Origin of the sequence: Companilactobacillus zhongbaensis, from assembly GCF_003946515.1 — a bacterium.
Taxonomy (GTDB): Bacteria; Bacillota; Bacilli; order Lactobacillales; family Lactobacillaceae; genus Companilactobacillus; species Companilactobacillus zhongbaensis.
This window is the reverse complement of record NZ_RHOM01000017.1, coordinates 14,351-38,094: the sequence shown is the minus strand read 5'-3', so window position 1 is coordinate 38,094 and position 23,744 is coordinate 14,351. Positions and strand designations below refer to the sequence as shown.

The following is a 23,744-nucleotide window of genomic DNA, read 5'->3' as shown; positions in this document are numbered from 1 at the left end:
AAAAGCCTCATTTTAGAGGCTTTTTGTTTGCTTATTTTGGACCAATTCTTAACCCAGTTGTGATCTAATTTGTTTACTTGATCAAGAGCTTCTTTAAGCTGGTTTCAATGTTTTCTAGTGGTGCTTCTATTTCGGCTAAGGTTGCCGCTGTGTAGGCTCCTTCAACTAAAGCCACATCGTACTTATGGACAGTTAAGTCAGTCATTTCCATGTACATTTCGAGGTTCATTTTGGAACTTCCTAGGTCGTAGAAGGCGAGAATTTCTTCGCCTTTATTTTGTTCACACGCCGTTTGGATTTTTTCTAAGGATGATCCTATTTCATTTTCATCTGTTCCACCGGCGTATGTTATGGAAATGCTGGGAGCAGCTTGGCTGATTAAGTCTTTGACTCCTTCAGCAATTTTAGGCGAGTGTGATAAGATCACGATTCCGTATTTCATGTTAACCCTCCATTGCCGTTAATAATGATTCGAATAAGTAGGCACTTGATTGTGAGCCTGGATCTAGGTGACCTTTTGACTTTTCCTCTAAATAACTGGCACGTCCTTTGGTTGCGACCATGTCTTTCGTGTTGTTTAAAAATTCTGTTACTTTTTCAGCGGTCAGATCACCGCTAGCCAAAGCTTCACTAGCTGGTTGCCAAACATCGATCATAGTTTTCATATTAACGTCTGATTGACCACGGCGTTTGATGCCGTCGTTTCCGATACTGATCAATTTCGCGAGGTCAGTTTCTTCTTTGGCTGCTTTTGACATGTCCAAAAAAGCTGTTCCATAAAGTGGTCCTGATGCTCCACCGACTTTTTGGATGATGGCAAATGCTACTGTTTTAAAAAGTTCTGAAACATCTGCTGGAGCTTTTTTGGCTAGTGCTTCTTTAATAGCTTTGGCTCCGCGATCCATGTTGGTCCCGTGGTCGCCATCACCGATCGCCGTATCCAATTCATTTAATGTAGAACGATTTTCTTCTAATTTATCGACGAACAAATCGATCCATTTAGTTGCTTGTTCTAAGTTGATTGTCATTTTTTCACCTACCATCCGATAGTTTCAACTGGTTCGTTGAGCCATTTGATCCATTCGTCATCTACTTTCATCAATGTTAACGATACTCCGAGCATATCCAAGGAAGTTACTAAGTTACCAACTTTACTGAAGTCAACTTCAATATTCTTTTCTTGGAGATGATTCAAGACATCATTGGCAAAAATGTATTGTTCCATCAATGGTGTACTGCCCATACCATTTACTAAAACAGCAAATTTACCGTCTTGATCAGAAAAATCAGCTAAGATCTTGTCGGATAATTCCTGTGCTAAATCTTTTGATGGAGCGATTTTTTCGATCGAATAGCCCCGTTCGTTGTGGATACCGATACCAAATTCAATTTCATCATCTTTGAGTTCGAATCCTGGATGTCCGACAGCTGGTACCGTGGCTGCTCTTAGTGAGATCCCGATCGTTTTAGTATTAGCAATGGCTGCCTTTCCTAATTCAACTAATTCGTCTAGGCTCTTACCCTCTCGTGCAGCTGCTCCAAGGATCTTTTCGATGAAGACTGTTCCGGCCACTCCTCGTTTGCCTTGGGTAAATTCACTATTTTCGACAGAAATATCATCATCGACAATTATCGATTTAACATTGATATCGTCTGCTTCGGCCATTTCTTTAGCCATGTCGAAATTCATGACATCCCCTGAATAATTTTTAACGATCAATAAGACACCTTTCCCACTGTCAACGGCCTTGATTGCCTCATAAATTTGGTCCGGCGTTGGTGAAGTAAAGATTTGTCCCGCTACAGCAGCACTGAGCATGCCGTCCCCAACAAATCCAGCGTGCAATGGTTCGTGACCACTACCACCGCCAGAAACGATCCCGACTTGTTTTTCTTCACTAAATTTAGCGTCATTTCTGACGACTGCGGTAGTATTAGGAATTTGCCTTACTAAATTGGCATTAGTTCTTACTAAACCAGATATCATTTCTGGAACAATATTGTCTACATCATTGATAATTTTTTTCATGCAATCCTCCTCAAATACGAATAAACAATTTCATTATAACGTAAACGCTTTAATTTTTTTAACGGTAATAAAAAAACTCAGGAGTTTTCCTGAGTTTTAATTAATTTCTCCACTGAGCACCTTATTGATCATTAGGGCTACTCCATTTTGATTATTAGTTTTAGTAATGTAATCTGCCACATTTTTAACTTCTTCGCGGGCGTTGTCCATGGCTACACCATAACCGACTCGATCGATCATTTCTAGGTCATTACCATAATCACCAAAACACATGAAATTGGTCAACGACAGCTTCGTTACGGCAGAAATTCGTTGTAAAGCTGACAATTTAGTACAATCTAAAGCATTCACTTCATAATAATTCTCACCCGATCGACTGATGACAACCGGCAGAGAAGTGAAAGTTTCGATTTTTTTCATCAACTTCGCATTATCTTCTGAACTAAAACTTACTTTATAAAAAATATTTTGAGGGTCATCATTGATCTTACGCAATTCCGAAAGTGAAGTCACGACGATGTTTTCCGGGTCAAATCCCGCGTAGTAAGTTGAACCAGATTGTTGTTGGTCATATACATAAGTCTCATTCAAGCTGTCTAAGACTACTTTAAAATCACTATTTTCAACTTGTTGGAGCATTTGATCGATCGTCACTTTTGCTAAGGGGCGGTCACTTATTTTTTGATTATTTTGATCCAAAACTACGGCTCCGTTTAGGATCATCTTAAAGCCTGGTACTTGCAAAATATTGTCTAAATAATTCATGACTGATCGTAATGATCTCCCCGAACAAATCCCAAAGTTGATCCCTTCTGATACAGCCATGCGAATTGCACGAATATTTTCTACGGAAATTTCTTGGTGACTATTCAATAAAGTGCCATCTAAATCAGTTCCAATAAAGCTGATCATTTTAGTTCCTCTATTCTTCATGTCCGCAAGCGGCAAATTATACTATTTAATTTATATTTTAATACAAATTACTCAATATTTAGCAAAATATTTTTAAAAATCTTTGGCTCTTCAAAATGAATATTGTGTCCAACGTTAGGAACAATTTTCAAAATACTATCACTGATCCTTTGCTGCATCTTCTGACCGATCTTAACAAACTTACCGTCTTCGGAACCAACGACGATCGAAACAGACAAGTCTGCCAGACATTTGATATCATCCCAATAATTGGGTTGTTTTCCGGTCCCCATCATTAATAGTGAGTTAGCGGCATTTTGTGGATTCTGCTCGAGCCTTTGTTGATGCATGAACGTAAATTTTTCGGGAGTTACTGCTTTTTGTGAAGCAAACAGTGGCATTTTTTCCCAGTTGGCAACGAATTCTTCCATACCTGATCGACGCAATTTCTCAGCCAGCAATTGGTCATGAGACTGTCGTGCTAATCTTTTTTCTGCATCGTCTATTCCAGCAGTAGTGCTTTCTAAAACTAATTTAACTAGCCGTTTTGGATATTTCAAGGCATAAGCAATTGCGATTCGACCACCCATGGAGTAGCCTACCAAAATGATTTTAGTTAAATTTAATCGTTGAAAAATTTGCTCTAGATCTCCAATTTGACTAGACTGGACGAATTTTTCAGCAGGAACTTCTTCAAAACGATTCTCGCCAAAGCCTAATAAATCTAGTGCTAAATATTGTTTGGGGAAATCGTTCAATAATTTTTGAAAATCATTTTTACTACCCAAAAAGCCGTGTAAAAAAACGTAGACTGGCTGATCATGATCTTTGATCGAAGCAATGTAATGATATTTATTTTGATTAACGATTATTTCTGACAAAATCCGTCAATTCCTTTTGAAGTGTTTTTTCAAAGCGCTTATGATCATCAAGATTCCTTTGCCGATCACTCTTAACCTCAATAATCTTCTGACCGGAATCATTTTTCAACGCTGTTTCAAAGTCTACTTTGTTTGAGCCATCGAAATATTCAAAATCATATAGCGATGCCACTTTTTCAATATCCAAATCTTGGGGTGTTCCAAATAACATTTCAAAGTAATCTTTAGCAGCAGCTTGTGGTAAAAATGAGAATATCCCACCGCCGTTATTGTTAACGACTACTATCGTCATTGGGATCCGATATCTTTTGGCCATCATTAGACCATTCATGTCGTGGAACAAGGCTAAATCCCCTATTAACAAATAGTTTTCTTGATGTCCTTTGGCTGTTCCTAAAGCACTCGAAACCACGCCATCAATGCCATTTGCACCTCTGTTACAATAAATAGTTTGGCCTGACTTGGCAACGAAAAAGTTCTCAAAATCGCGCACCGGCATACTATTACTTAAAAAGAAGTTGGCCGAGGGACTACTTTGTACACCAATGATCCTAGGTAACGCCATTTCGGAGAAATCATTAGCAAAATAGTTATCTTTAATTTGTTCAACAGCTTGGTCTAAGCGTTGCATTTTTTCAAAATAGATAGTTGAACCAGTCACTTTTGATTTGAATAACCCAGAAACAATATCTGTCGGCTCTTGAAGCAAGACCTTATTGGAACTCAGAGTGTGATCTGCTAGATCATTTGCACCGCAGTTTACTATAGTCGTTTGTGAGGATACATTCTTGAGCCAATTCGAAATATTTGCTGATACCAAAGTCCCACCAAATTTAAAAATCAGCTCGGGTCGATAGTCAGTTAAAGAATCTTCATCAAGCAATTTCGTAGCCAGGTCAAAATTATCTAGCCCTATCGATCCTCGAGTGTTTGACAAAACATCACTGACTAAGGGCCACTTTTTGTCAGTACTTAAATTTATCAATTGTTGACCAATGGTCGTATTAGTCGGTCCAGCAATGATCAATACTTTTTTATTTTTGAATTTATCAAGCCATGAAAAGTCGATCATTTCTTTACTCAATAGTTCTTCAATAGCTTGAAAATCGGGATCAGCAGTCGCAAAATCCGGCATCAACGGTTTTCTTAGAGGAATATTTATTTGGACTGGTGCCATTGGCGTTTTGTTGGCCAAAATCACAGCTCGTTGAGTTTCATAACTAATGAATTCTGGAACCGAGCTAGCTTCATCTTGAACTTGTAATTGGGTGAAATATTTGGGATTAGCACCATATAAGTTCACTTGATCGATGGCTTGTGGAGCACCAATATTAGTTAATTCCATTGGCCGATCGGTTGTAATAACGATCAATGGCAAGTTAGACAATTTCGCTTCCGCAACGGCCGAACTATATTCTGTCGCTGCCGTTCCTGATGTACAGATCAAGGCTATCGGCTGATGTAAGTCTTTCGCCAATCCAACGCCAAAAAAGCTAGCGCTGCGTTCATCGACATCGATGTATAAGTTAATATCAGATCTATTTTGAGCAATTTCAGCTAATAATAAAACGACTGGAGTGGAACGGGATCCTGGTGAGATCACGAAATTTTGCACTCCTTGTTGTATTAATCCCAACAAAAACAATTTGATGTTTTTAGTCATCACATCTGACATTACTTATCCTCCAAATATTTCAATAATTGTATCATCGGCTGAAACTTCAATTCCGTCTCCTCCTGCTCGGACTTGCCGATCGAATCTGGCATAATGCCGGCACCAGCAAACATCAAGACTGTCGCTTGATTTAAATAAAGCGAACGGATACCCACGATCATTTCACTATCACCATCAAAACTAATATAGCCGATCGGTGCACCGAAGAGTCCACGGGATTGCGACTCTTCTTCTTGAATAATCGACATTGCTGCTTCTTTGGGTAAGCCACCTAACGCTGGCGTTGGATGCATCTGTTCGATCAGAGAAAAGACGTCAACAGTATTTTTTAACGTTGCCGTGATCGGCGTGTATAAATGTTGAACCGTTTGATTTTTTAAAATCATTGGCATGTCATCTTGATGAATGTCTTCAGCTAACGGTGTGATCTTATCGGTAATTTGTTTGACCACGATCTCATGTTCTTGGCGATTCTTGGAATCTTTAAACAGCTCTAAGGCTAGTTGGTTATCTTCATTATTATCACTGCCCCGCCTGATCGTTCCGGCAACAGCTGCAGTCGAAAGTTGTTTACCAGTCAATTTAAAAAGTCTTTCTGGAGTGGAACTGATAAACATTTGCTCACGAAATTTAATAAAGAAGTGATACGTCGTTTTATTCAGTGAGCGTAAGGCTTTTAAAGCTAATACTGGATCAATGGTTCCTGTAATCAAGCCTTTTTTGAATCTGCCCAAAACTACTTTTTGCAGTGTCTGAGAATCACGGATCTTCTTGGCTAATCGATCGACTTGTTTGGCCCAATCTGGATCTAGATCGGTCAACGATACTTTAGTCAAACCAGTGTGCTCAACTGACAAACTGATCAATTGCTCGATAGTTTCCGATAGTGAAACATCTGTGAAACTATGTTTCTTGATCTCAGTGATCGAAACTTGATTACCCTCGATCTTAAAAATCAGTCGTGGCAAGATGAAAATGCCATTGGTCCAATCGGCAAATAGGCGATCTTTGGTTACCTCGTCGAAGGAAAAACCACCGAGTATCGCCACTGAATCCATGTCAGTTTTTTGCGGTAATTTCTTCTTGATCTGGTTGAACCAAGTTTCCACCTGATTGAATCGATCTGCTCCCGCAGAAGGCGTAATTTTATCGGTGCTCCCGATGCCGACCCACTGCGTCGAACCATCTGCCGATTCAAAAAAGCTGAATATCTCTTGTTTTAATGCGACCTTCAATAAGGATTCGATTCGTTCATCGTTGAAAGTTGTCTTAATTTGACGCACATTTAACATTGATCCCACTCCATTTGATTACAAACTAATTTGGTCAACTAAAAACCGGCAAATTCACTGCGTGAGTTTGTCGGTCTTTGAGTATAACTAAGCTCTGATTCCAGCTTTAATTATCATTTCTAAAATCGATCAATTCATGGTTTATTTCTTTAGTTTGGCCATAAACTTTAGCATAAATATTATACAATTTTTGATATTGCTCGACTTTTTCAGGTTCTGGCCAGTAGCTCTTACCCTTTTGGATAAATTGATCGGCACAGCTCTTGAAATCGTCGAACCATTTAACACCGATAGCGGCGATCATAGCAGCACCGATACCAGTTTCTTGGTCATTCTTGATAGTTGAAACTTTGGTATTAAAAATATTAGCTTGGATCTGTAGCCATTCAGGACTCTTTGCGCCACCACCGATCGAATAAATAGTGTCGAAATGTTGTCCATATTCGTGATAGATCTTCAAAATGTCGGCATATGAGAAAATTACTCCCTCTAATACTGCCCGTACAAAGTCAGCCTTAGTGTTCAAACTCGAGACACCGATAAAACTACCACGGATCTTGCTATCGGCATAAGGCGTTCTTTCACCCACAATATATGGTGTAAAGATCAATCCGTGAGCACCGACTGGTGCGTCATTTGCGCGTTTAACAAAATCTTGTAGTGGTTCATCTTCTCCAAAAGTATAATAAAGCCACTTCAAACTGTGTCCAGCAGCCAAAGTTACACCCATCGAATAATACTTATCAGGGATTGCATGATTGAAAAAGTGTAATCTGCCTTCATAGCCCTTAGTATCATTTTCAAACTTCAAAACGACACCAGAAGTTCCGGTACTGATCATCACTTGATCTTCATCCAAAATTCCAGCACCAATTGCACCAGCAGCATTGTCAGCAGCACCAGCAAAGACTTTAGTATTTTCGGACATCCCTGAATATTCAGCGTAGCGACTACTAATCGTCCCAACTTCATCGATCGAGTTGACCAATGGTGGACAGAAATCGATATCTAAACCAAGTTTGTCACAGATCTCTTGACTCCATTTCTTGTTAACAACGTCTAATAAAACGGTACCAGCTGCGTCAGAGTATTCCATGTTGATCACACCGGTCATCCGATAACGTAAATAATCCTTTGGTAATAAGAAGGTCTTCGCTTGTTTAAAAATCTCTGGCTCATTTTCTTTGACCCACAAGATCTTAGGTAAAGTAAATCCTTCTAGAGGTCGGTTCTTGGTGATCTTAATGAACTCATCACCAAAAATATCCATGATCTCTTGGCATTGTTTGGTCGTCCGTGTATCGTCCCATAAAATTGCTGGGCGAAGCACTTGATTTTCAGACCCTAATAGTACGAGACCGTGCATTTGACCTGAATAGCTGATCCCCTCTACTTGATTAAGATCAACATGGTCCTTTAATGCTAGATTGACGATAGCTACCGTAGTAGCTGTCACCCAGTCTTCAGGGTTTTGTTCACTATAACCCGGTTGTTCTTGGATCAATGAAAGACTTGCGCTTTCTTGTGATACTATCTGTCCAGCTTTGTCTACAACAGAAACTTTAACAGAACTAGTTCCAAGATCGACGCCCATTACATAACTCATTTATTTAATTAACTCCTCAAAAAAAACTAGGTTTAGACCTAGTTTCATATCTTTATAACGTTAAGTGTATAACAGATACCTATTTAACACAAAGGCGATATATCGCTTCAGCAAAAATTTTCATAGAAAGCCTCATATCAGCCTTACTCCAACGCTCATTTGCCTGGTGCATAAAATCCGGTGTCGTTGGCAGCATCGCACCAAATGCTACGGTATTCGGCATCGTGCGAGCAAAAGTAGCCCCACCAGAAATCTGCGGTTTCGACTCGCGGTCGCCTGAAACATCTTGATAACTAGCCATCAACGTTTTCACTAGATCACTGTCGGTGGGCACGTATAAAGGTTTTAAATAATCAAAATCAACATACTTCAAATCAAATTTTTCCACGGCTTGAGAAAGTTGTTGGATCAGCTGATCATGATCAACCGTCACCGGGATCCGCAGATCGATCTGGACCCGAGATTCATCCGCATTGATCTGCAAACTAGAAATATTAAACGTCAACTGACCTGAAGCTTCATCAAAAACATTTCCTAAAAGATTAGCCCCATGAGCCTCTTGATCAAATTGTTTAAAGAATTGTAAAACCCCGACATTTGGAAAAACGTCAGCCAAAGCGATTGCTAAACGACTGACCGCATTAATCCCTTCAGGAGCATTCATTGCATGGACTGACTTGCCTAAAACAGTAATACCGTCGTCAGATTCAGAAAAAGCAAAATCACGAGCCAGCAAAGCTTTTTTAACATCATCGAGCCGTGCACCACCATAAAAAGCAGCACTAGGAACAGCATTGAACGAATCGACAACATCAACCATCAATTCATCAGAACCGGCTCCAACCAAATAAGACTGTTGCAACCCCTTCTCAGCATAAATCAAAGGAAATTCAGCATCAGGCGCGATCCCCAAATCAATTGGATCCTCCTTCTTATTGTACTCAGCCAAACAACGCCACAAAATCTCCTCATCAGTACCAAAAATAAACCGGATCTTCCGATCAAAACAAAAACCAGCATCCAAAATAGCCTTAACAGCAAACAAAGCAGCCACAGTCGGCCCCTTATCATCCTGCACCCCACGACCATACAAAACTCCATCCGCACAATTCAATTCAAAAGGAGGAAAATCCCATGCAGAAACATCACCAGCGGGAACAGTATCAACGTGGCAAACAATCCCAAAACAAGAATCCCCAGAACCAACATCGGCATAACCATAATAACCATCAGGATCACAAAAACAATCAAAGCCCAAATCATCAGCAATAGCCAAAACCTCATCCAAAGCAGCCCGAGGACCAACTCCAAAAGGAGCACCATCAACAGCAGAATCCTCAGAATTAAAAGAAGGGACAGCAATCAATCGCTTCAAAGAAGCAACCGCTGAAGCAAAAACAGAATCAGAAATAAAATCAATCATAAACACAACCACCCAACTGTATAGATAAGTAATATTTTAATGAAAAATAGAAGGTTAATCAAAGTAAATGGAGCAAAGGAAATGAAGAAAGGGAAAAAAACAAAACATAGAATATCATTGCAATTTTCACGAGCGACGAAGGAGCGAAGTGAAAGAGCCAAAAAGAAAGAAGATTGAATAGCAACCGATGATATCGAAAAGAAAAAATAAATGAGATAGAAAAAACAAAACAAAATCGTAAGAGTGAAAAAACATAGATACGACTAACTCACCCCAAACAAATTTGTACAAAAAAGATAGACACCGTACCCCACAAAAAAATTTAGTTTGCACTACCCTAGGTTCTGCGGAGGGTGGAGAGAATTCGCTGTCAGGTGTGAAATAAAGGAACGTAAGTGCTAACGCACTTGCGCAACTGGTTTTTGGTGGTGGCTACGCCACCGAACGACTAAGGAAGCCACAGCGCAATTCTCGGAACCCTCCGCAGAACCGGCAGTGAACCACCACCAAACAAATCAAAACAAACAAAAACAAAAACCAAACACAAAAAAAGCCCGCATCCCTGCAGGCTAAAACAATTAAAGCTTCAAATAAGAACAAACAATCAAAAACAAAATCGTAAACACAAACACAATCGCTAACAGCTTCCACATATACTTAAACCAAGTAACGATAGAAACATGTCCCACCGCTAAAGAACCCATAACAATAGCAGAAGTAGGTGTAACCAAATTAACGAACCCTGAAGCCGATTGATAAGCAGTAACAATCAAAGACCCACTTACACCAGAAAAATGTCCAAGAGGTCCCATAATACCCATTGTCGCAGCTGCTAAACCAGAACTTGAAGGAATCAAAAATGACATTGGGATATAGAAAATATATGTCAAAACAATAAAGACTGCAGATGATAGTCCGTGTAAACCAACTTCACCAGCGTGAAGAACGGTAGCAGTAATATTACCATCATTCATAACTACTTGAATACCACGGGCAACGGCCACGATGATCGCCACATTAAGTAGATCACTCATACCACCCATAAAACTATTGATAAAGTCTGTTTCACTCATTTTGTAAATGAACTTGATCAAGATCGAACCGATCAAGAACAACGTCGTAATTTCTGTAAAATACCAGTTTCCTAATGGCAACAAGCTAGTACCCACAAATGATCCAACAAATGGGATGTGGGTCAACCAATGAGTAAAGTCTACGAAGAAAGTAAAGTTTTTGTTTAAGCTCGTCCAAGGGATCAAACTGAAGATCATCACAACAAAAATCAAAATGAATGCCACAAAAACTCTTTTTTGCTTTTTCGAAAGTCCCTCGACGATTTCTTGCTCGCCACTCATAAACTCTTCGAGGTCACGTTGACGACGCTCGAAAACATACGAAGTTTTGGGATCTTTTTTAACCTTAACTGCATAATGCATCACGTAAATAATGGAAATAATTAAGATCATAACGAAAAAAACTAAACGTGGGATGATCCCGTCACCAGGAGAAATCCCAATCGTTTCCGAAGCTACCCCTGTAGCGAAGGGGTTAACCGTTGACGCAATACAACCGACTTGTGAACCGATCAAGGAGATCGATATGGCGGTGATACTGTCATACCCTACCCTGATCATGATCGGAACTAAGATCGGTACAAAGGCAATTGTTTCTTCACCCATACCGAAAGTAGTTCCACCAATTGCGAATAATGTCATTAAAAATGGAATTAATATTTTTTCACGACCAGCATATTTTTTAACGACTGATCCGATTCCGTTATCAAGCATCTTAGTCTTAGTAGTAACTCCTAAAAAGCCACCGATGACCATGATGAATAATGAGACTGAGATGGCACCATCAGTCGATTTAGTACCGATCATACCGTTGATCGGAGCCTCAAAGATATTCCACAACCCTTGTGGTGAACTAGCTCGACTTTGATAAGTACCAGCAATTACGTTTCCTGCCTTAGTTGTTTCATACTGACCTGCAGGAATTGTCCAAGTCAAAATTGCAACTAGGATGATCAATATGAATAAAATCGTGAATGCTGAAGGCATCCGCAACCTATTGTTTAAATTAAGCATAAGCAAATCCCCTGTTCTACAATGTTTCCATAATACGAGTTATCACCCTAAAATACAACAATAATATTAGATTATTTCTAATAAAAGTAAGTATCCTTAACAGGATGCTAATGGTTATTACATCTTAGCAGAACGATTACCGTAGTTTCAATGAATCTCGAAGAAAAAACCATTTATTAATCATTTGATAAATGGCTAATAAAATCCTTAGTTTCCGTTAACTCATCTTGTCGCTGTAACAAACGATCCTGATAGCCAGCTAGCAAAAAAACATCCTCGTCATTATTTGCAGTTAGTTGTGGGAATTCGACTTGTCCAAATTGTTTCAAAGTTACCAACGTACAAAAACTTGTAAAAGCTAGTTTAGTTTCTTTAGTCTTTAAATCAGTTTTTAAAATCTTAGTAAACACTTCGATTGAGCGACTCGATGCCCCAGTCACGATAGATTTTATCTTGATAGCATCTTTAGTTGTGATTGGATTCCAAAAATTCATATGATCATAGTTTGCTGTTGCGAACTTAACATTGACGTATTTAAAAGCTGCTAATCCAGCATTTTCATCCAACAAGCTTAAAATCTTGCCGCCGAATAAAATTCCTTTATCATTGAGATCTCCATCGAAGACCAATCTTTCGCTGATAGCAGCCGTTTGTTCACAGTCTATCTGTTTCATGAATTTACCCCTTTTGAAAAATTTCTTCTATAATATTTGCCACTGGTTTGATTGCTTTAATTTGACCAGCGATTTGACCAGCCATGAAAGAACCACGATCGACGTCACCATCATAAACGGCTTTTTGTAATGAACCGTCTAACAAGGTCCTAATTTCATCTCGATCAGATCCGTTTGCTTCCATCTCCAGTATCTTGGTGACCAACGGATTCTTCAAACTTCTGACCGGATCTTTCAATGACATGCCAGTGATGACTGTATCAGTGTCACTAGCACTCAAGACCATATTTTTGTATTCAGCAGATATTGGCGTTTCTTTGGCGGCTAAAAAGGCAGTCCCCATTTGTACGCCACTGGCCCCGAGAACTAAAGCAGCCGCAACTGAACGCTTGTCTGCAATTCCTCCAGCGGCGATCACTGGAATGTTGACGGCATCCACTACTTGAGGAACTAAACTCATTGTCGTCGTTTGACCGATGTGTCCACCAGACTCCATGCCTTCGGCAACAACGGCATCAACGCCTAATTGCTCCATCTTCTTCGCAATCGATACATTTGGGATGACTGGAATAACTTTAACTTGAGCAGCGTGTAATTGTTCAAAATATGGCTTGGGTGTTCCGGCACCAGTAGTTACGGCTGCTACGTATTTATCTGCGATGACATCGACTAGTTCTGGAATATTTTGTTGCTGTAGCATTAAATTCACTGCAAAAGGTTTGTCTGTTTCTGATCTGACTAAATCGATCTGACGACTCAGTTCTCCAGCGTCCATTCCGACTGAAGTTAGGACTCCTAATCCTCCTGCGTTGGAAACTGCTGATACTAGTTCGTGACGGGAAATCCTTGCCATTGAACCTTGTATTAGTGGGTACTTGATGCTTAGTAGATTTGTTATGTTCATGATTTAATCCTCTTTTTTTTGTAATAAAAGTGATGATTGTGGTGTCTGGTATCGCATTTAGTTGCGGTAGTGATTTGTTTGTTGAAATGGAGATTGCTATTTTTATTGGTTAAACTGGCCACAGATTTGATTGTGCTGTTTGGATTTATCCTCAAGGATTCGAAATCTAGCTCCTGCACAGAGCTGCCTCTGATTAACATGGGTAGTCACAATACTGTTTTGTATGTATGTTGTAGTGCTATCCATTTTGATTCGCTAAACTTGCTGCAATTTGGATAGTGATGTTTAACTTTATCCTCAAGGATGCTGAAACGAGCTCCGCGAGGTAGCGGCCTCCGGTTTAGAAACTGTCAGCAGGCACGGCTTCGCCGCACCTTGGGTGCTGACAGTCCCTAAATCCTCAGCAGCTGACCACCTCGCTGTGCTCTCTGCTAATATATCATATTTTTTATAATTCAAAAAAATATGCAAACGAAAAAAACTTCCCACGAAGGAAGTTTTTGATCGATTATAATTGAGAAATTACTTGGTTCTCCGACAAATGACGGTTGATGTGTTCGATCTGGCTTGGTCCGTTGTATATAAATCCAGTGTAAACTTGGACTAAACTGGCTCCGGCATCCAGCGCTGTTTGCGCGTCTTGATGATCGAATACTCCACCAGAAAAAATAATTGGCAACGACTCGCCATATTTTGAATAAACCATTTTAGTCAACGCTAATGATTTATTGAATAGTGGTTTACCACTTAAGCCACCTTTTTCTTGCTGGTTAGTAGACTTTAAGCCTTCACGACTAGTGGAGGTATTGCACAAGATCACACCATCCATCAAGGATGCTGTTTCTGTTAAAATTTGATCTAAATCTTCAGCGGCTAAATCCGAACTGAATTTACAAAAAATCGGCTCGTCAATTTGAAGTTCGTCAATTTTAGCCAATAGTTCTAGTAAGACGGATGTTTTTTGGAGGGAAACGACACCGGCTTGATTAGGGCAACTCAAGTTTAAAGCTAAATAATCAGCACTGTCGTGAGCAAACTTGACGTCTTCGACTAATTCATCGATCATTTCTTGCGTATTTAATCCGTGGCTAGGAGCTAAACTCAAGCCAATTTTAGTTTGATGCTTACCTTGTAGATTTTGAACAGCTTTTTTTAAGCCGACATTGTTCAAACCCATTCGGTTAATGATTGCTTGATCTTCTAGTAACCGAAAAACTCTTTTCTTGGGATTCCCTGCTTGAGGTTCCTTGGTAATGCTACCCACTTCAACGAATCCGGCACCTAGTCCACCTAAACTGTTGTAAAATTCAGCATTTTTATCGAAACCGGCCGCGATGCCAATTGGAGAGTCGAAAGTGATTCCTTTGACGGTCGTCTTCAAGTTGTTGCGTTTTTTGGCATAAAACATTTTTTGCAAAATCTTCGGTGTTTGATTGAAGATCTTTAAGCCGTTTGCCACAATGTGATGGTCAATTTCAGGATCAATGGCAAAGATCATGGGACGAGCTAGTTGATACCAGTCCACTATTTGCACCAGCTTTCTGGATCCTTATACCATTGATGGAGTAATTCCATATCTTCTGCTTCAACGTAGCCCAGTTTCTGAGCTTGTTCGATCATGACCGGATAATTAGTCAAGGTCTTCAAAGTTGTTTGGTGTTTAGCCACATTTTCATCAGCTTCTGGCAAATTGTAAGTAAAAATAGCTGCTGTTCCAACAACTTCGGCATCGGCTTTTCTTACGACATCTACTGCTTCCAGCACACTACCACCAGTTGAGATCAAATCATCGATAACAACAACTTTGTCACCTGGTTGCAAGCGGCCTTCAATTTGACGCTTAGTTCCATGCCCTTTTGGCTTTGAACGAACATAGTTCATCGGTAGGTTCAAAATGTTAGCGACACCTGCAGCGTGAGGGATACCTGCTGTGGCAACGCCACTGATCACATTAGCTTCCGGATAATTTTCTTTGATCAAATCTGCCAAGTCTGTGGCAATTTGTTGGCGAAAATCTGGATAAGCGATCGTCATGCGATTATCAGTATAAATTGGTGATTTGATACCACTGATCCAAGTAAAAGGTTCTTTGGGGCTAAGTTTAACCGCTTTGATTTTTAATAAATGACTAGCAATGTTTTCAGCAACTTGTGTATTTTCCATTATTTCCACTCCTGATATATATCTTTATATGCAAAAAATCCGTCTGAGGCTTGAGTGATCGGACGACCGACGACAATGGCGTCACTACCTAATTCACGCGCTTGACTAGGTGTTGCCACACGTTTTTGATCACCGATCTGAGCTGATTTAGGACGAATACCTGGTGTCACACAGAGAAATTCTGGTGATGTGATTTCCTTGATCATCGGAACTTCCAAAGCTGAAGAAATTACACCGTCAGCTCCGTTATCAAAAGCTAACTTAGCTAAATGCGTAACATAATCTTGTGATTTTAAAGGAATTTGCAACTCATCCTTTAATTCTGTTTGACCTAATGAAGTCAGTTGAGTTACTGCTAGTAATTTAGTGTTACTTGAAGCTAAGCCTTGTTTAGCAGCAGCAATCATTTCTGAACCACCACTAGCATGCACGGTCAACATTTGAACATCCCATTTAGCGATCATTTCGCAAGTTCTGCGAACGGTATTAGGAATATCATGTAGTTTTAAGTCCAAGAAAATCTTATAGCCACGATTTCTCAAACTTCGGACAAATGGATATCCAAACTGACAAAACATTTCTAAGCCGATCTTCAAAAATAAGTCGGTATCCTTTGGAAACTGACTTAAAAATTGAATACATTCAAAATCATCTGCAAAATCTAACGCTACTATTACTGGTTTATTCATATGTTCCCCCGTCTTCTAGTAAACTTGTTCCCCTGAAACAAAAGTCTTCAAAATCTTTCCACGGACTAGATCACCCATGAATGGACTGTTAGTTCCTTTAGAAATAAAGTCATTTTTAGCAATTTCGTATGGTTGGTTCAAATCAATGATCGTAAAATCTGCTGGCTTATTAAACTCGATCTCTCCAGCGTTTTCTAAACCGAAGATCTTTGCTGGTTTAATGCACATAACTTGCAAGAGACCTTCCAAGGTCATAATGCCTTGTTCGACTAAGTTGGTATACATTAGTGGGAATGATGTTTCGATCCCAGTAATACCAAAGGCACTCTTCAAAAAGCCTTGATTCTTTTCATCAGCGGCATGTGGTGCATGATCAGTGGCAATCATATCGATTGTGCCATCTTGCAAGCCTTCGATCAAAGCCGTCCGATCCTTTTGACTCCGCAATGGTGGATTCATCTTGAAATTAGCGTCGTCATCAACAATATCAGCATCACTCAATAGTAAATGATGTGGCGTAATTTCTGCCGTGACGTTGATCCCAGCATCTTTAGCTAACCGGACAAGATTAACGCTGTCAGCTGTAGAAATGTGACAGACGTGATAATGAACGCCAGTGTCTTTAGCTAGCAATAAGTCACGTGCCAGTTGAGAAGTTTCAGCAGCTTGATTGATGGCTGGTAAGCCCAAACGTGTGGCAGTTTTGCCACGATTGATCACACCGTGATCAAATAGATCTTGGTCTTCAACGTGGGCAGCTAATGTGGAATTGATCGAAGCAATTTCTTCCATGGCATCAAACATCGACTTAGCATTGTTGATCCCATGACCGTCATTTGAAAAAGCAAAGGCGCCATTTTTGGCCAACTCAGTGATCGACACTAATTCAGAACTAGTTTCTTCTTTCGTCACAGGTGCATATTGCAAAGTGTTGATAACTGATTCTGTTTGATTCAATTTCATTTGTGCTTGAAATTTTTCTACAGTATCAGGCACTGGAGTGACGTTAGGCATTGCTCCCACAGTCGTGAAACCACCATGTGCAGATGCCTTGGAACCAGTTTGAATAGTTTCTTTGTGTGTCTGACCTGGTTCCCGAAAATGGACGTGAATATCGACCAATCCTGGTGAAACTAAGTTACCTTCGGCATCGAAAACGTCAGAATCAAGTGGTTCTAATTTATCTTGAACTTGATCGAATTTTCCATCCTTGATCAAGAGGTCTTTTTTCTGGATCCGATTATCGTAAAATAATTTGGCGTTTTTTATTAATAAGCTCATTTGAAGTTTTCTCCCCACTAAGTACAGCTTCAATCATCGCCATTCTCATAAAGACACCATTTTGCATTTGTCTGAAAATGAATGACTTGTCGCACTCAACGACATCATCGGCAATTTCTACGCCACGATTAACTGGAGCTGGATGCATGATCATAGCATCTTCTTTCATCATATCAACACGGCGCATATCTAATCCGTATTCCTTAAAATATTTTTCCTTTGAAAAATTCTTATTTTCATCAGCTGAAAGACGTTCGTGTTGGACACGGAGTAACATTACGACATCCATTTCTCGGCAAAGATCATCGACTGACATGTGTGGACCGATTTCGGCAAATTCAGGAGTGTACCAAGAATCCAAACCACCAAAGCTAACTTCTGCACCTAAGCGAGTTAAGATCTCAGCATTTGAGTGAGCTACTCGTGAGTGTGATAAGTCACCGATAATACCAACCTTAAGGCCTTCGAATTGACCAAAATGTTCTGAAATGGTCATCAAATCGAGTAATGATTGTGATGGATGTTGTCCAGCACCATCTCCAGCATTAATGATCGGAATATTGATGTTCCGGTTCAACAATTCGTTGTAAAACTCATCTTGACTGTGACGAATAACCGCAACACTTGCACCAATGCTTTCAACAGTTCTAACTGTATCATACAACGATTCACCCTTAGTTGTAGAGGAAGTTCCGGCATCAAACATAATTTCTCGCATTCCTAAGTTCATTTCTGCTACTTGGAAACTTGATTTAGTGCGAGTACTATTTTCAAAAAACAGATTGATGGCGTACTTGTTAGTACCTACTGTTGATTGTTCGCCCTCTTTAAAAGCGATTGCGCGATCGATCAGATCGTAGACTTCTTGATTCGAAAATTGTGACATAGAAAGTATATTTTTCATTGTTTTCCTCCAAATAAAAAGGACCCTAGTTTTCACCAGCGTCCTCAGGTAGAGTTTTCCCCTACAAAAATCTTTGAGACCTCACTGGATCTGATTAAAAATTCCTTTTATTTTATTTTTAGTAAACAAAAAACTTCCTATCCCACAAGGTTAGGAAGTTTACACTTTTAGCACAAATGTATTTAACCTTCCAAGCCTCACAGGACTTGCTTAAAAGTTTTCGTTGCAAATAATATAATAAACTTTGGCTCTTTAGTCAAGGTTTTTTGCCAGTTTTTCGCTAGAAACTACTTGCCCATCTTTCTGGTAATTTTTGCCAAAAATAAAGCCAAAGATCACCGTCAATAATGGATTTAACCAAACATAAAAGGCAAATGGAATGAAGACTAAGGGACTGACTCCTAGCACTCCAGAAATAAAGATACCACTAACGCCCCATGGAACTAAGGCGTTGATGTCAGCACCACCGGTAGCTAAAACTCGAGACAAGTATTGACCCTTAATATTTTGCTCTTCAAAATTCTTTCTAAAAGTAGTTCCGGGCAAAATAATGGAAATGTATTGCTCACCGACTAGGAAGTTAACACCGATAGCTGAAAGGATCGAAGTCAAAATAACCTTACCAGGTGTATTGACTTGTTGCTGCAACTTACCGATCAAGTTATCGACGACACCGAGTTTCAACAAAACGCCACCCAATGTCAAAGCTACTAAGATCAATGAAATACTATCAAGCATACTCGACACTCCACCGCCAGAAACGATGGCATTGATTTTTTTATCAGGCGAATGCAAAACGTATCCTTGCATAATCTGATCACTGATCTCGGAAAACTTCGGATGATCGATAAAAACATGCATCACGATAGCCGTGATCGAACCTGCAAGCAAAGTTGGAATAGCTGGAACTTGCAAAGCAGCGCATAAAATCAAAACTGCGATTGGGATCAACATCCAGGCTGAGACAAAAAAGTTACTTTGCAATGCATTAATAATGTGATGCACTGAAGACATGTCTGGATTAGCACCAGTGTGACCAGCCACGAGAAAAATCACGGCAGCGATCACAGCAGATGGTAAAGCTGTATGTGAAATGGTTCTGATGTGGTCAAAAACATTATCAACGCCAGCAATACCAGTCGATAAATTGGTCGTTCCTGACAATGGTGACATGTTATTACCAAACAACGATCCAGACACGATCGAACCGGCAGTCAAAGCAGTATTAATATCCATCACTTGACCGATACCCATGAAGACGATCCCTAAAGTACTGATCGTGGTAAATGAACTACCAACGATCACCCCTACTAAACAGCAAGAAACAAAGACTGTAAAAAGAAAGAAGCGGACGTTTAACAATTCCAATCCGTAGACCATGATCGTCGGAATTACTCCCGACATCAACCAGGATGAAACTAACACACCGATCATAATAAAAATAATCATCGGAACGATCCCTGGTTTGACACCATCAATGATCCCTTGTTGTAGCTCATTCCAAGAAAAGCCTCGGAATTTACCGTAAAACAGAAGCAAAGTAAATGTTAATAAAATTGGAATTTGGGGAGTCATTTTAAATTTGATCATCATCGTCCCGAGAAGACCAAACATTACCAACATAATTATTAAACTTTCCCAAAAAGTTAATCGACTTTCTTTTTTCATATCTGCCATCGCCTATATCTATTTAATTTTAGCTAGGAAGTACTTCTTCTTACCGCGTCGAATGACGATATATTTACCATCAAATGAAGTGCTTGGATCAATTTCTTCAGTAGTATCAGTGAGTCTTTCACCGTTGATCCGAATAGCACCATTTTGGATATCTTCACGTGCTTGACGTTTTGATTTGTCTACATTTGCAGCAATCAATAAGTCGACCAAGTTGATCTTTTCATTTTCGATCTCAGCACTTGGAACACCATTGAAAGCCTGAGCAACTTCTTCAGTAGTCAATTCTTGGATCTCACCAGAGAACAATACTTCGGTGATTTTTTGAGCTACTGCCAGAGCTTCTTTTCCGTGAACAAAGGTAGTAACCTCTTCAGCTAATTTTCTTTGTGCCTCACGTTTTTCAGGTTGAGTCTTGACCTTTTCAGCTAACTCATCAATTTCATCTTTTGACAAGAAAGTAAATTTCTTAAGCAGGTTGATAACATCTTTATCATCTTGGTTGAACCAGAATTGATAAAATTCATAAGGTGAAGTCTTCTCAGCATCAAGCCAAACAGCCCCACCAGCAGTCTTACCAAACTTAGTTCCGTCAGCTTTAAGCAACAATGGAATAGTCAAAGCATAAACACCAGCATCCTGACCCTCTGCCTTATGGATCAGATCAAGACCAGCAGTCAAGTTACCCCATTGATCACCACCACCAACTTGTAATTTCACATTATGCTTACGATAAAGTGTTAAGAAATCAAGTGATTGTAAAATTTGATAAGTAAATTCAGTAAAGGAAATACCAGTTTCCAAACGGCTAGAAACAATTTCCTTATTGAGCATAGTATTAACATTAAAAAGCTTTCCGTAATCACGAAGAAAGTCCAAAATACCAATTTGAGCAGTCCAGTCGTAATTATTCACCATCGTAAAACTAGGGAAAATCCGTTTAGCTTGAGCACTCAAAGCATCAACATTGTGTTGAACTTGCTCCATAGTCTGCATAGGACGTTCAGCCTTCTTACCACTAGGATCACCGATAGAACCAGTAGCACCACCGATAACGATATAAGGATGATTACCAGCCTTAGCAAAACGTTGTAATGTCATAAATGGCAACAAGTGACCAATATGCATCGAATCACCAGTAGGATCCATACCACAATAAAGAGAAATATCCTCCTTATCAGTAAGCTCCTTCAACCCTTCCTCATCAGAAGTCTGGTTAACCAAACCACGCCATTTAAGTTCATCAATAATGTTCATCAAAAAATCCTCCTAAAATAATCGTCCCGAAACAAAAGTAAAGAAAACGCGGATAAAAAAGAGCGCCCCTGCAAAAATGCAGGGACGCTCATGCGCGGTACCACCCAAAATTCGAATGAAAAAAATCATTCGCTCTTTACTCCCATAACGTAGGACACGAGATTTCAACCTAGTATTTCATAAATCCACCCTGAATGGCTCGCACCAACCGCCAATTCTCTTAACACCCAGATGAATCATTACTTCGTCAAAGATTAAAATCATTTAATAAATTAATAATAGCAAAAAAAAATAAAAATGCAAGAAAAACAGAGCGCTCCAGGGCACGTTCAGCTGCTGAAGATTTAGGAACTGTCAGCAAAAAAGGTGCGGCGAAGCCGTGCCTGCTGAGAGTTTCTAAACCGGAGGCGCTGTGCCCTAGAACGCATTTCCGTAAAAAAAAGGGCAACGTTTGGTAAAAAAATAAAAAAGTTTGGAAAATAAAAACAAACCTCAAAGGTACTGCGAGAGTGCGAGAGAATCGAGCAGCAAGCAAGATCCAAATAAAAACCAAAAATCGAGGCAAGATTGCGAGAAACGAGCAATCGAGCAAGAAAGCGAAAGCAAGAGATCAAAAATAATATCAAAACTTATCCAACGAAAAAAGAAAGAAAAGATTGCAACAGCAGTATACGTCAGGAAACAAAATAAGCGGAGCTTTAGTCCCGCGCACCGAGAAGCAGCACGGTAATCAACCAAAGAAAATCTTGCGCATAAACCTAGGAAGCACCTATTTCCCCACCAAACAAAGGGGGGATTGCCCTACCCTAGGCGGAGGGGCCCGGGGATACAGCCCTCAGCCGCCAAATTTTACTTGGCAATTTATTGCCTAGTAAAAGACTCGTATTTGAGATCGTCGAAGTGTACTTCTTCGAGGAGCTCAAATCGAGTCGGCAGCGTTCCAGTGGCTGTATCCCCGGGCCCCGGAGCCGGCAGTGAACCACCACACCAAACAACCACCTCTATCCCCAACCACCAAAAATCACCAACGTCCAGCCAAGCAAAACGCTTCTCGTCAGCCAAAAACTCTCTCACCTCAAGAAAAAAAGCGATGTCCCAAAAGGAACACCGCAATCAAAAATACTATCCAAAAACCCGAACACCAAACGAAGGAGCAAACGACGAAGAAATACCATCGATCTTAACATTAGTCCCAGGACGCAAAGCATTCAAATACTGATTATCTCCAATATACAAACCAACATGATAAGTAGCACCAGGATCACCCCAGAACACAAGATCACCAGGCTGCAAATCACTAATAGCAACATGAGAACCAATAGATTCCTGAGGAACAGTCCAGCCACCAATATTTTGACCAGTAACCTGTCTAAACACATACTGCATCAAACCAGAGCAATCAAAATTATCAGGACCCTTACCATTCCAAACATAAGGCTTACCAAGCTGTTCCTTAGCCACCAAAATCAGTTCATTAACAACTTGATCCTTCGATTTACCATTCAAACTAACTTGATTCCGTTTAACAGAAACCTCACTAACATCAGTCGAAGGCAACCAACCACCATCACTGATCTCATACCAAATAGTATTGCCAGTCAAAACAGTAGAAACCACTTGCACTAACTTACCTGAAGGCAAGCTCTGGCTAGTAGCGGTATTAAAATTACTATCCGAATAAACCGGTGTACTACTATTCACACGAACAGCAGCATAATTAGGATCCCAAACTGAAGCAGCATTTTCATCAAATGATTCATTTGAGATCTTCGATGTAGCGCCATTGAGCCATTGATCTTGGCCTACTTGATACCAAGCATCACCATTAGGATCGACTACTTTTTGAGTAAATTTCCAACTAGTACCATTGGACAACTTATCACCAGTTGCATTACCGTTTGGAGCATCAAAAACATCTGCACCATAGCTAGAAGCATAAGTAATGTGAGCCACTCCAGTATTAGCAACAGTCACGCCGTCATAAACCTTATCTTGTTTAACAGTAACGTCACTAGCCTTAACGAATTCATGTGTCGAAACACGATAAACTGGGCCAACGTTGTCCATTTGAACGTATTGATCAGTATACCAGTCAGAATTCTTAGCTAAAGCACGATTGGAAACTAATTTTCCATTGTCATCGTATAATTTTGACAAGTCTTTAGTCGTAATAACACTTTTAATATTAGTGACATTAGCAGCATCAGCAACTTGATTAAAAGCTAGTGATGTCAAAGCTCCTGCACTAACTGAAATTAAAGCGATCAATTTTTTATTCATAAATATTCCCTCA

Annotated in this window: 20 protein-coding genes; all 20 read right to left on the bottom strand. The window is 39.9% G+C overall.

Going from position 1 to position 23,744, the window contains the following annotated elements:
* Nucleotides 1-73 precede the first annotated feature (73 nt).
* Complete coding sequence (dhaM, locus tag EKM69_RS08160) at nt 74-442, bottom strand: dihydroxyacetone kinase phosphoryl donor subunit DhaM (protein WP_125710000.1); 369 nt, start codon at nt 440-442, stop codon at nt 74-76.
* Nucleotide 443: 1 nt separating this feature from the next.
* Complete coding sequence (gene dhaL, locus EKM69_RS08155) at nt 444-1,028, bottom strand: dihydroxyacetone kinase subunit DhaL (RefSeq protein WP_125709999.1); 585 nt, start codon at nt 1,026-1,028, stop codon at nt 444-446.
* Between the two features lie 8 nt (nt 1,029-1,036).
* On the bottom strand, nt 1,037-2,029 hold the full coding sequence (gene dhaK, locus EKM69_RS08150) for a dihydroxyacetone kinase subunit DhaK (RefSeq protein ID WP_125709997.1): 993 nt from the start codon (nt 2,027-2,029) through the stop codon (nt 1,037-1,039).
* Between the two features lie 96 nt (nt 2,030-2,125).
* Complete coding sequence (locus EKM69_RS08145) at nt 2,126-2,941, bottom strand: Cof-type HAD-IIB family hydrolase (RefSeq protein ID WP_125709995.1); 816 nt, start codon at nt 2,939-2,941, stop codon at nt 2,126-2,128.
* Nucleotides 2,942-3,009: 68 nt separating this feature from the next.
* Nucleotides 3,010-3,822, bottom strand: a complete 813-nt coding sequence (gene menH / locus EKM69_RS08140; protein WP_164505898.1) for a 2-succinyl-6-hydroxy-2,4-cyclohexadiene-1-carboxylate synthase — start codon at nt 3,820-3,822, stop codon at nt 3,010-3,012.
* On the bottom strand, nt 3,803-5,497 hold the full coding sequence (gene menD, locus EKM69_RS08135) for a 2-succinyl-5-enolpyruvyl-6-hydroxy-3-cyclohexene-1-carboxylic-acid synthase (protein ID WP_125709990.1): 1,695 nt from the start codon (nt 5,495-5,497) through the stop codon (nt 3,803-3,805). The genes menH and menD overlap by 20 nt, the downstream gene beginning before the upstream one ends.
* Nucleotides 5,497-6,789 carry an isochorismate synthase gene (locus EKM69_RS08130; protein WP_125709988.1) on the bottom strand — a complete coding sequence of 431 codons (1,293 nt, stop codon included), beginning with the start codon at nt 6,787-6,789 and terminating at the stop codon, nt 5,497-5,499. Before EKM69_RS08130 ends, menD begins: the two co-directional genes overlap by 1 nt.
* Nucleotides 6,790-6,895: 106 nt before the next feature.
* Complete coding sequence (xylB, locus tag EKM69_RS08125; protein ID WP_125709986.1) at nt 6,896-8,395, bottom strand: xylulokinase; 1,500 nt, start codon at nt 8,393-8,395, stop codon at nt 6,896-6,898.
* A gap of 79 nt (nt 8,396-8,474) precedes the next feature.
* Complete coding sequence (locus EKM69_RS08120) at nt 8,475-9,818, bottom strand: M20 family metallopeptidase (protein WP_125709984.1); 1,344 nt, start codon at nt 9,816-9,818, stop codon at nt 8,475-8,477.
* Between the two features lie 578 nt (nt 9,819-10,396).
* On the bottom strand, nt 10,397-11,905 hold the full coding sequence (locus tag EKM69_RS08115; RefSeq protein ID WP_125709982.1) for a YfcC family protein: 1,509 nt from the start codon (nt 11,903-11,905) through the stop codon (nt 10,397-10,399).
* 176 nt (nt 11,906-12,081) lie between these two features.
* Entirely contained in the window at nt 12,082-12,579 is a 498-nt protein-coding gene (locus EKM69_RS08110; RefSeq protein ID WP_125709980.1) for an acyl-CoA thioesterase, read from the bottom strand.
* Nucleotides 12,580-12,583: 4 nt separating this feature from the next.
* Complete coding sequence (locus EKM69_RS08105; protein WP_125709978.1) at nt 12,584-13,483, bottom strand: DUF561 domain-containing protein; 900 nt, start codon at nt 13,481-13,483, stop codon at nt 12,584-12,586.
* Between the two features lie 508 nt (nt 13,484-13,991).
* A complete protein-coding gene (locus EKM69_RS08100; protein ID WP_125709976.1) occupies nt 13,992-15,008 on the bottom strand; it encodes a quinone-dependent dihydroorotate dehydrogenase in 1,017 nt (338 codons plus the stop codon).
* The gene (gene pyrE, locus EKM69_RS08095) at nt 15,008-15,646 is read right to left on the bottom strand and encodes an orotate phosphoribosyltransferase (protein WP_125709974.1); all 639 of its coding nucleotides are present in this window, start codon (nt 15,644-15,646) and stop codon (nt 15,008-15,010) included. Before pyrE ends, EKM69_RS08100 begins: the two co-directional genes overlap by 1 nt.
* Nucleotides 15,646-16,335: an orotidine-5'-phosphate decarboxylase gene (pyrF, locus tag EKM69_RS08090; RefSeq protein WP_125709972.1), complete on the bottom strand. Its 690-nt coding sequence runs from the start codon at nt 16,333-16,335 to the stop codon at nt 15,646-15,648. The genes pyrE and pyrF overlap by 1 nt, the downstream gene beginning before the upstream one ends.
* Nucleotides 16,336-16,350: 15 nt before the next feature.
* Nucleotides 16,351-17,616 carry a dihydroorotase gene (locus EKM69_RS08085; protein ID WP_125709970.1) on the bottom strand — a complete coding sequence of 422 codons (1,266 nt, stop codon included), beginning with the start codon at nt 17,614-17,616 and terminating at the stop codon, nt 16,351-16,353.
* Complete coding sequence (locus tag EKM69_RS08080) at nt 17,576-18,520, bottom strand: aspartate carbamoyltransferase catalytic subunit (protein ID WP_125709968.1); 945 nt, start codon at nt 18,518-18,520, stop codon at nt 17,576-17,578. The genes EKM69_RS08085 and EKM69_RS08080 overlap by 41 nt, the downstream gene beginning before the upstream one ends.
* 252 nt (nt 18,521-18,772) lie before the next feature.
* Complete coding sequence (gene nhaC / locus EKM69_RS08075; protein WP_125709966.1) at nt 18,773-20,188, bottom strand: Na+/H+ antiporter NhaC; 1,416 nt, start codon at nt 20,186-20,188, stop codon at nt 18,773-18,775.
* An 18-nt stretch (nt 20,189-20,206) separates the two neighbouring features.
* The gene (gene tyrS, locus EKM69_RS08070) at nt 20,207-21,451 is read right to left on the bottom strand and encodes a tyrosine--tRNA ligase (protein WP_125709964.1); all 1,245 of its coding nucleotides are present in this window, start codon (nt 21,449-21,451) and stop codon (nt 20,207-20,209) included.
* 1,122 nt (nt 21,452-22,573) lie between these two features.
* Entirely contained in the window at nt 22,574-23,731 is a 1,158-nt protein-coding gene (locus EKM69_RS12635) for a C40 family peptidase (protein ID WP_125709962.1), read from the bottom strand.
* Nucleotides 23,732-23,744: the final 13 nt, after the last annotated feature.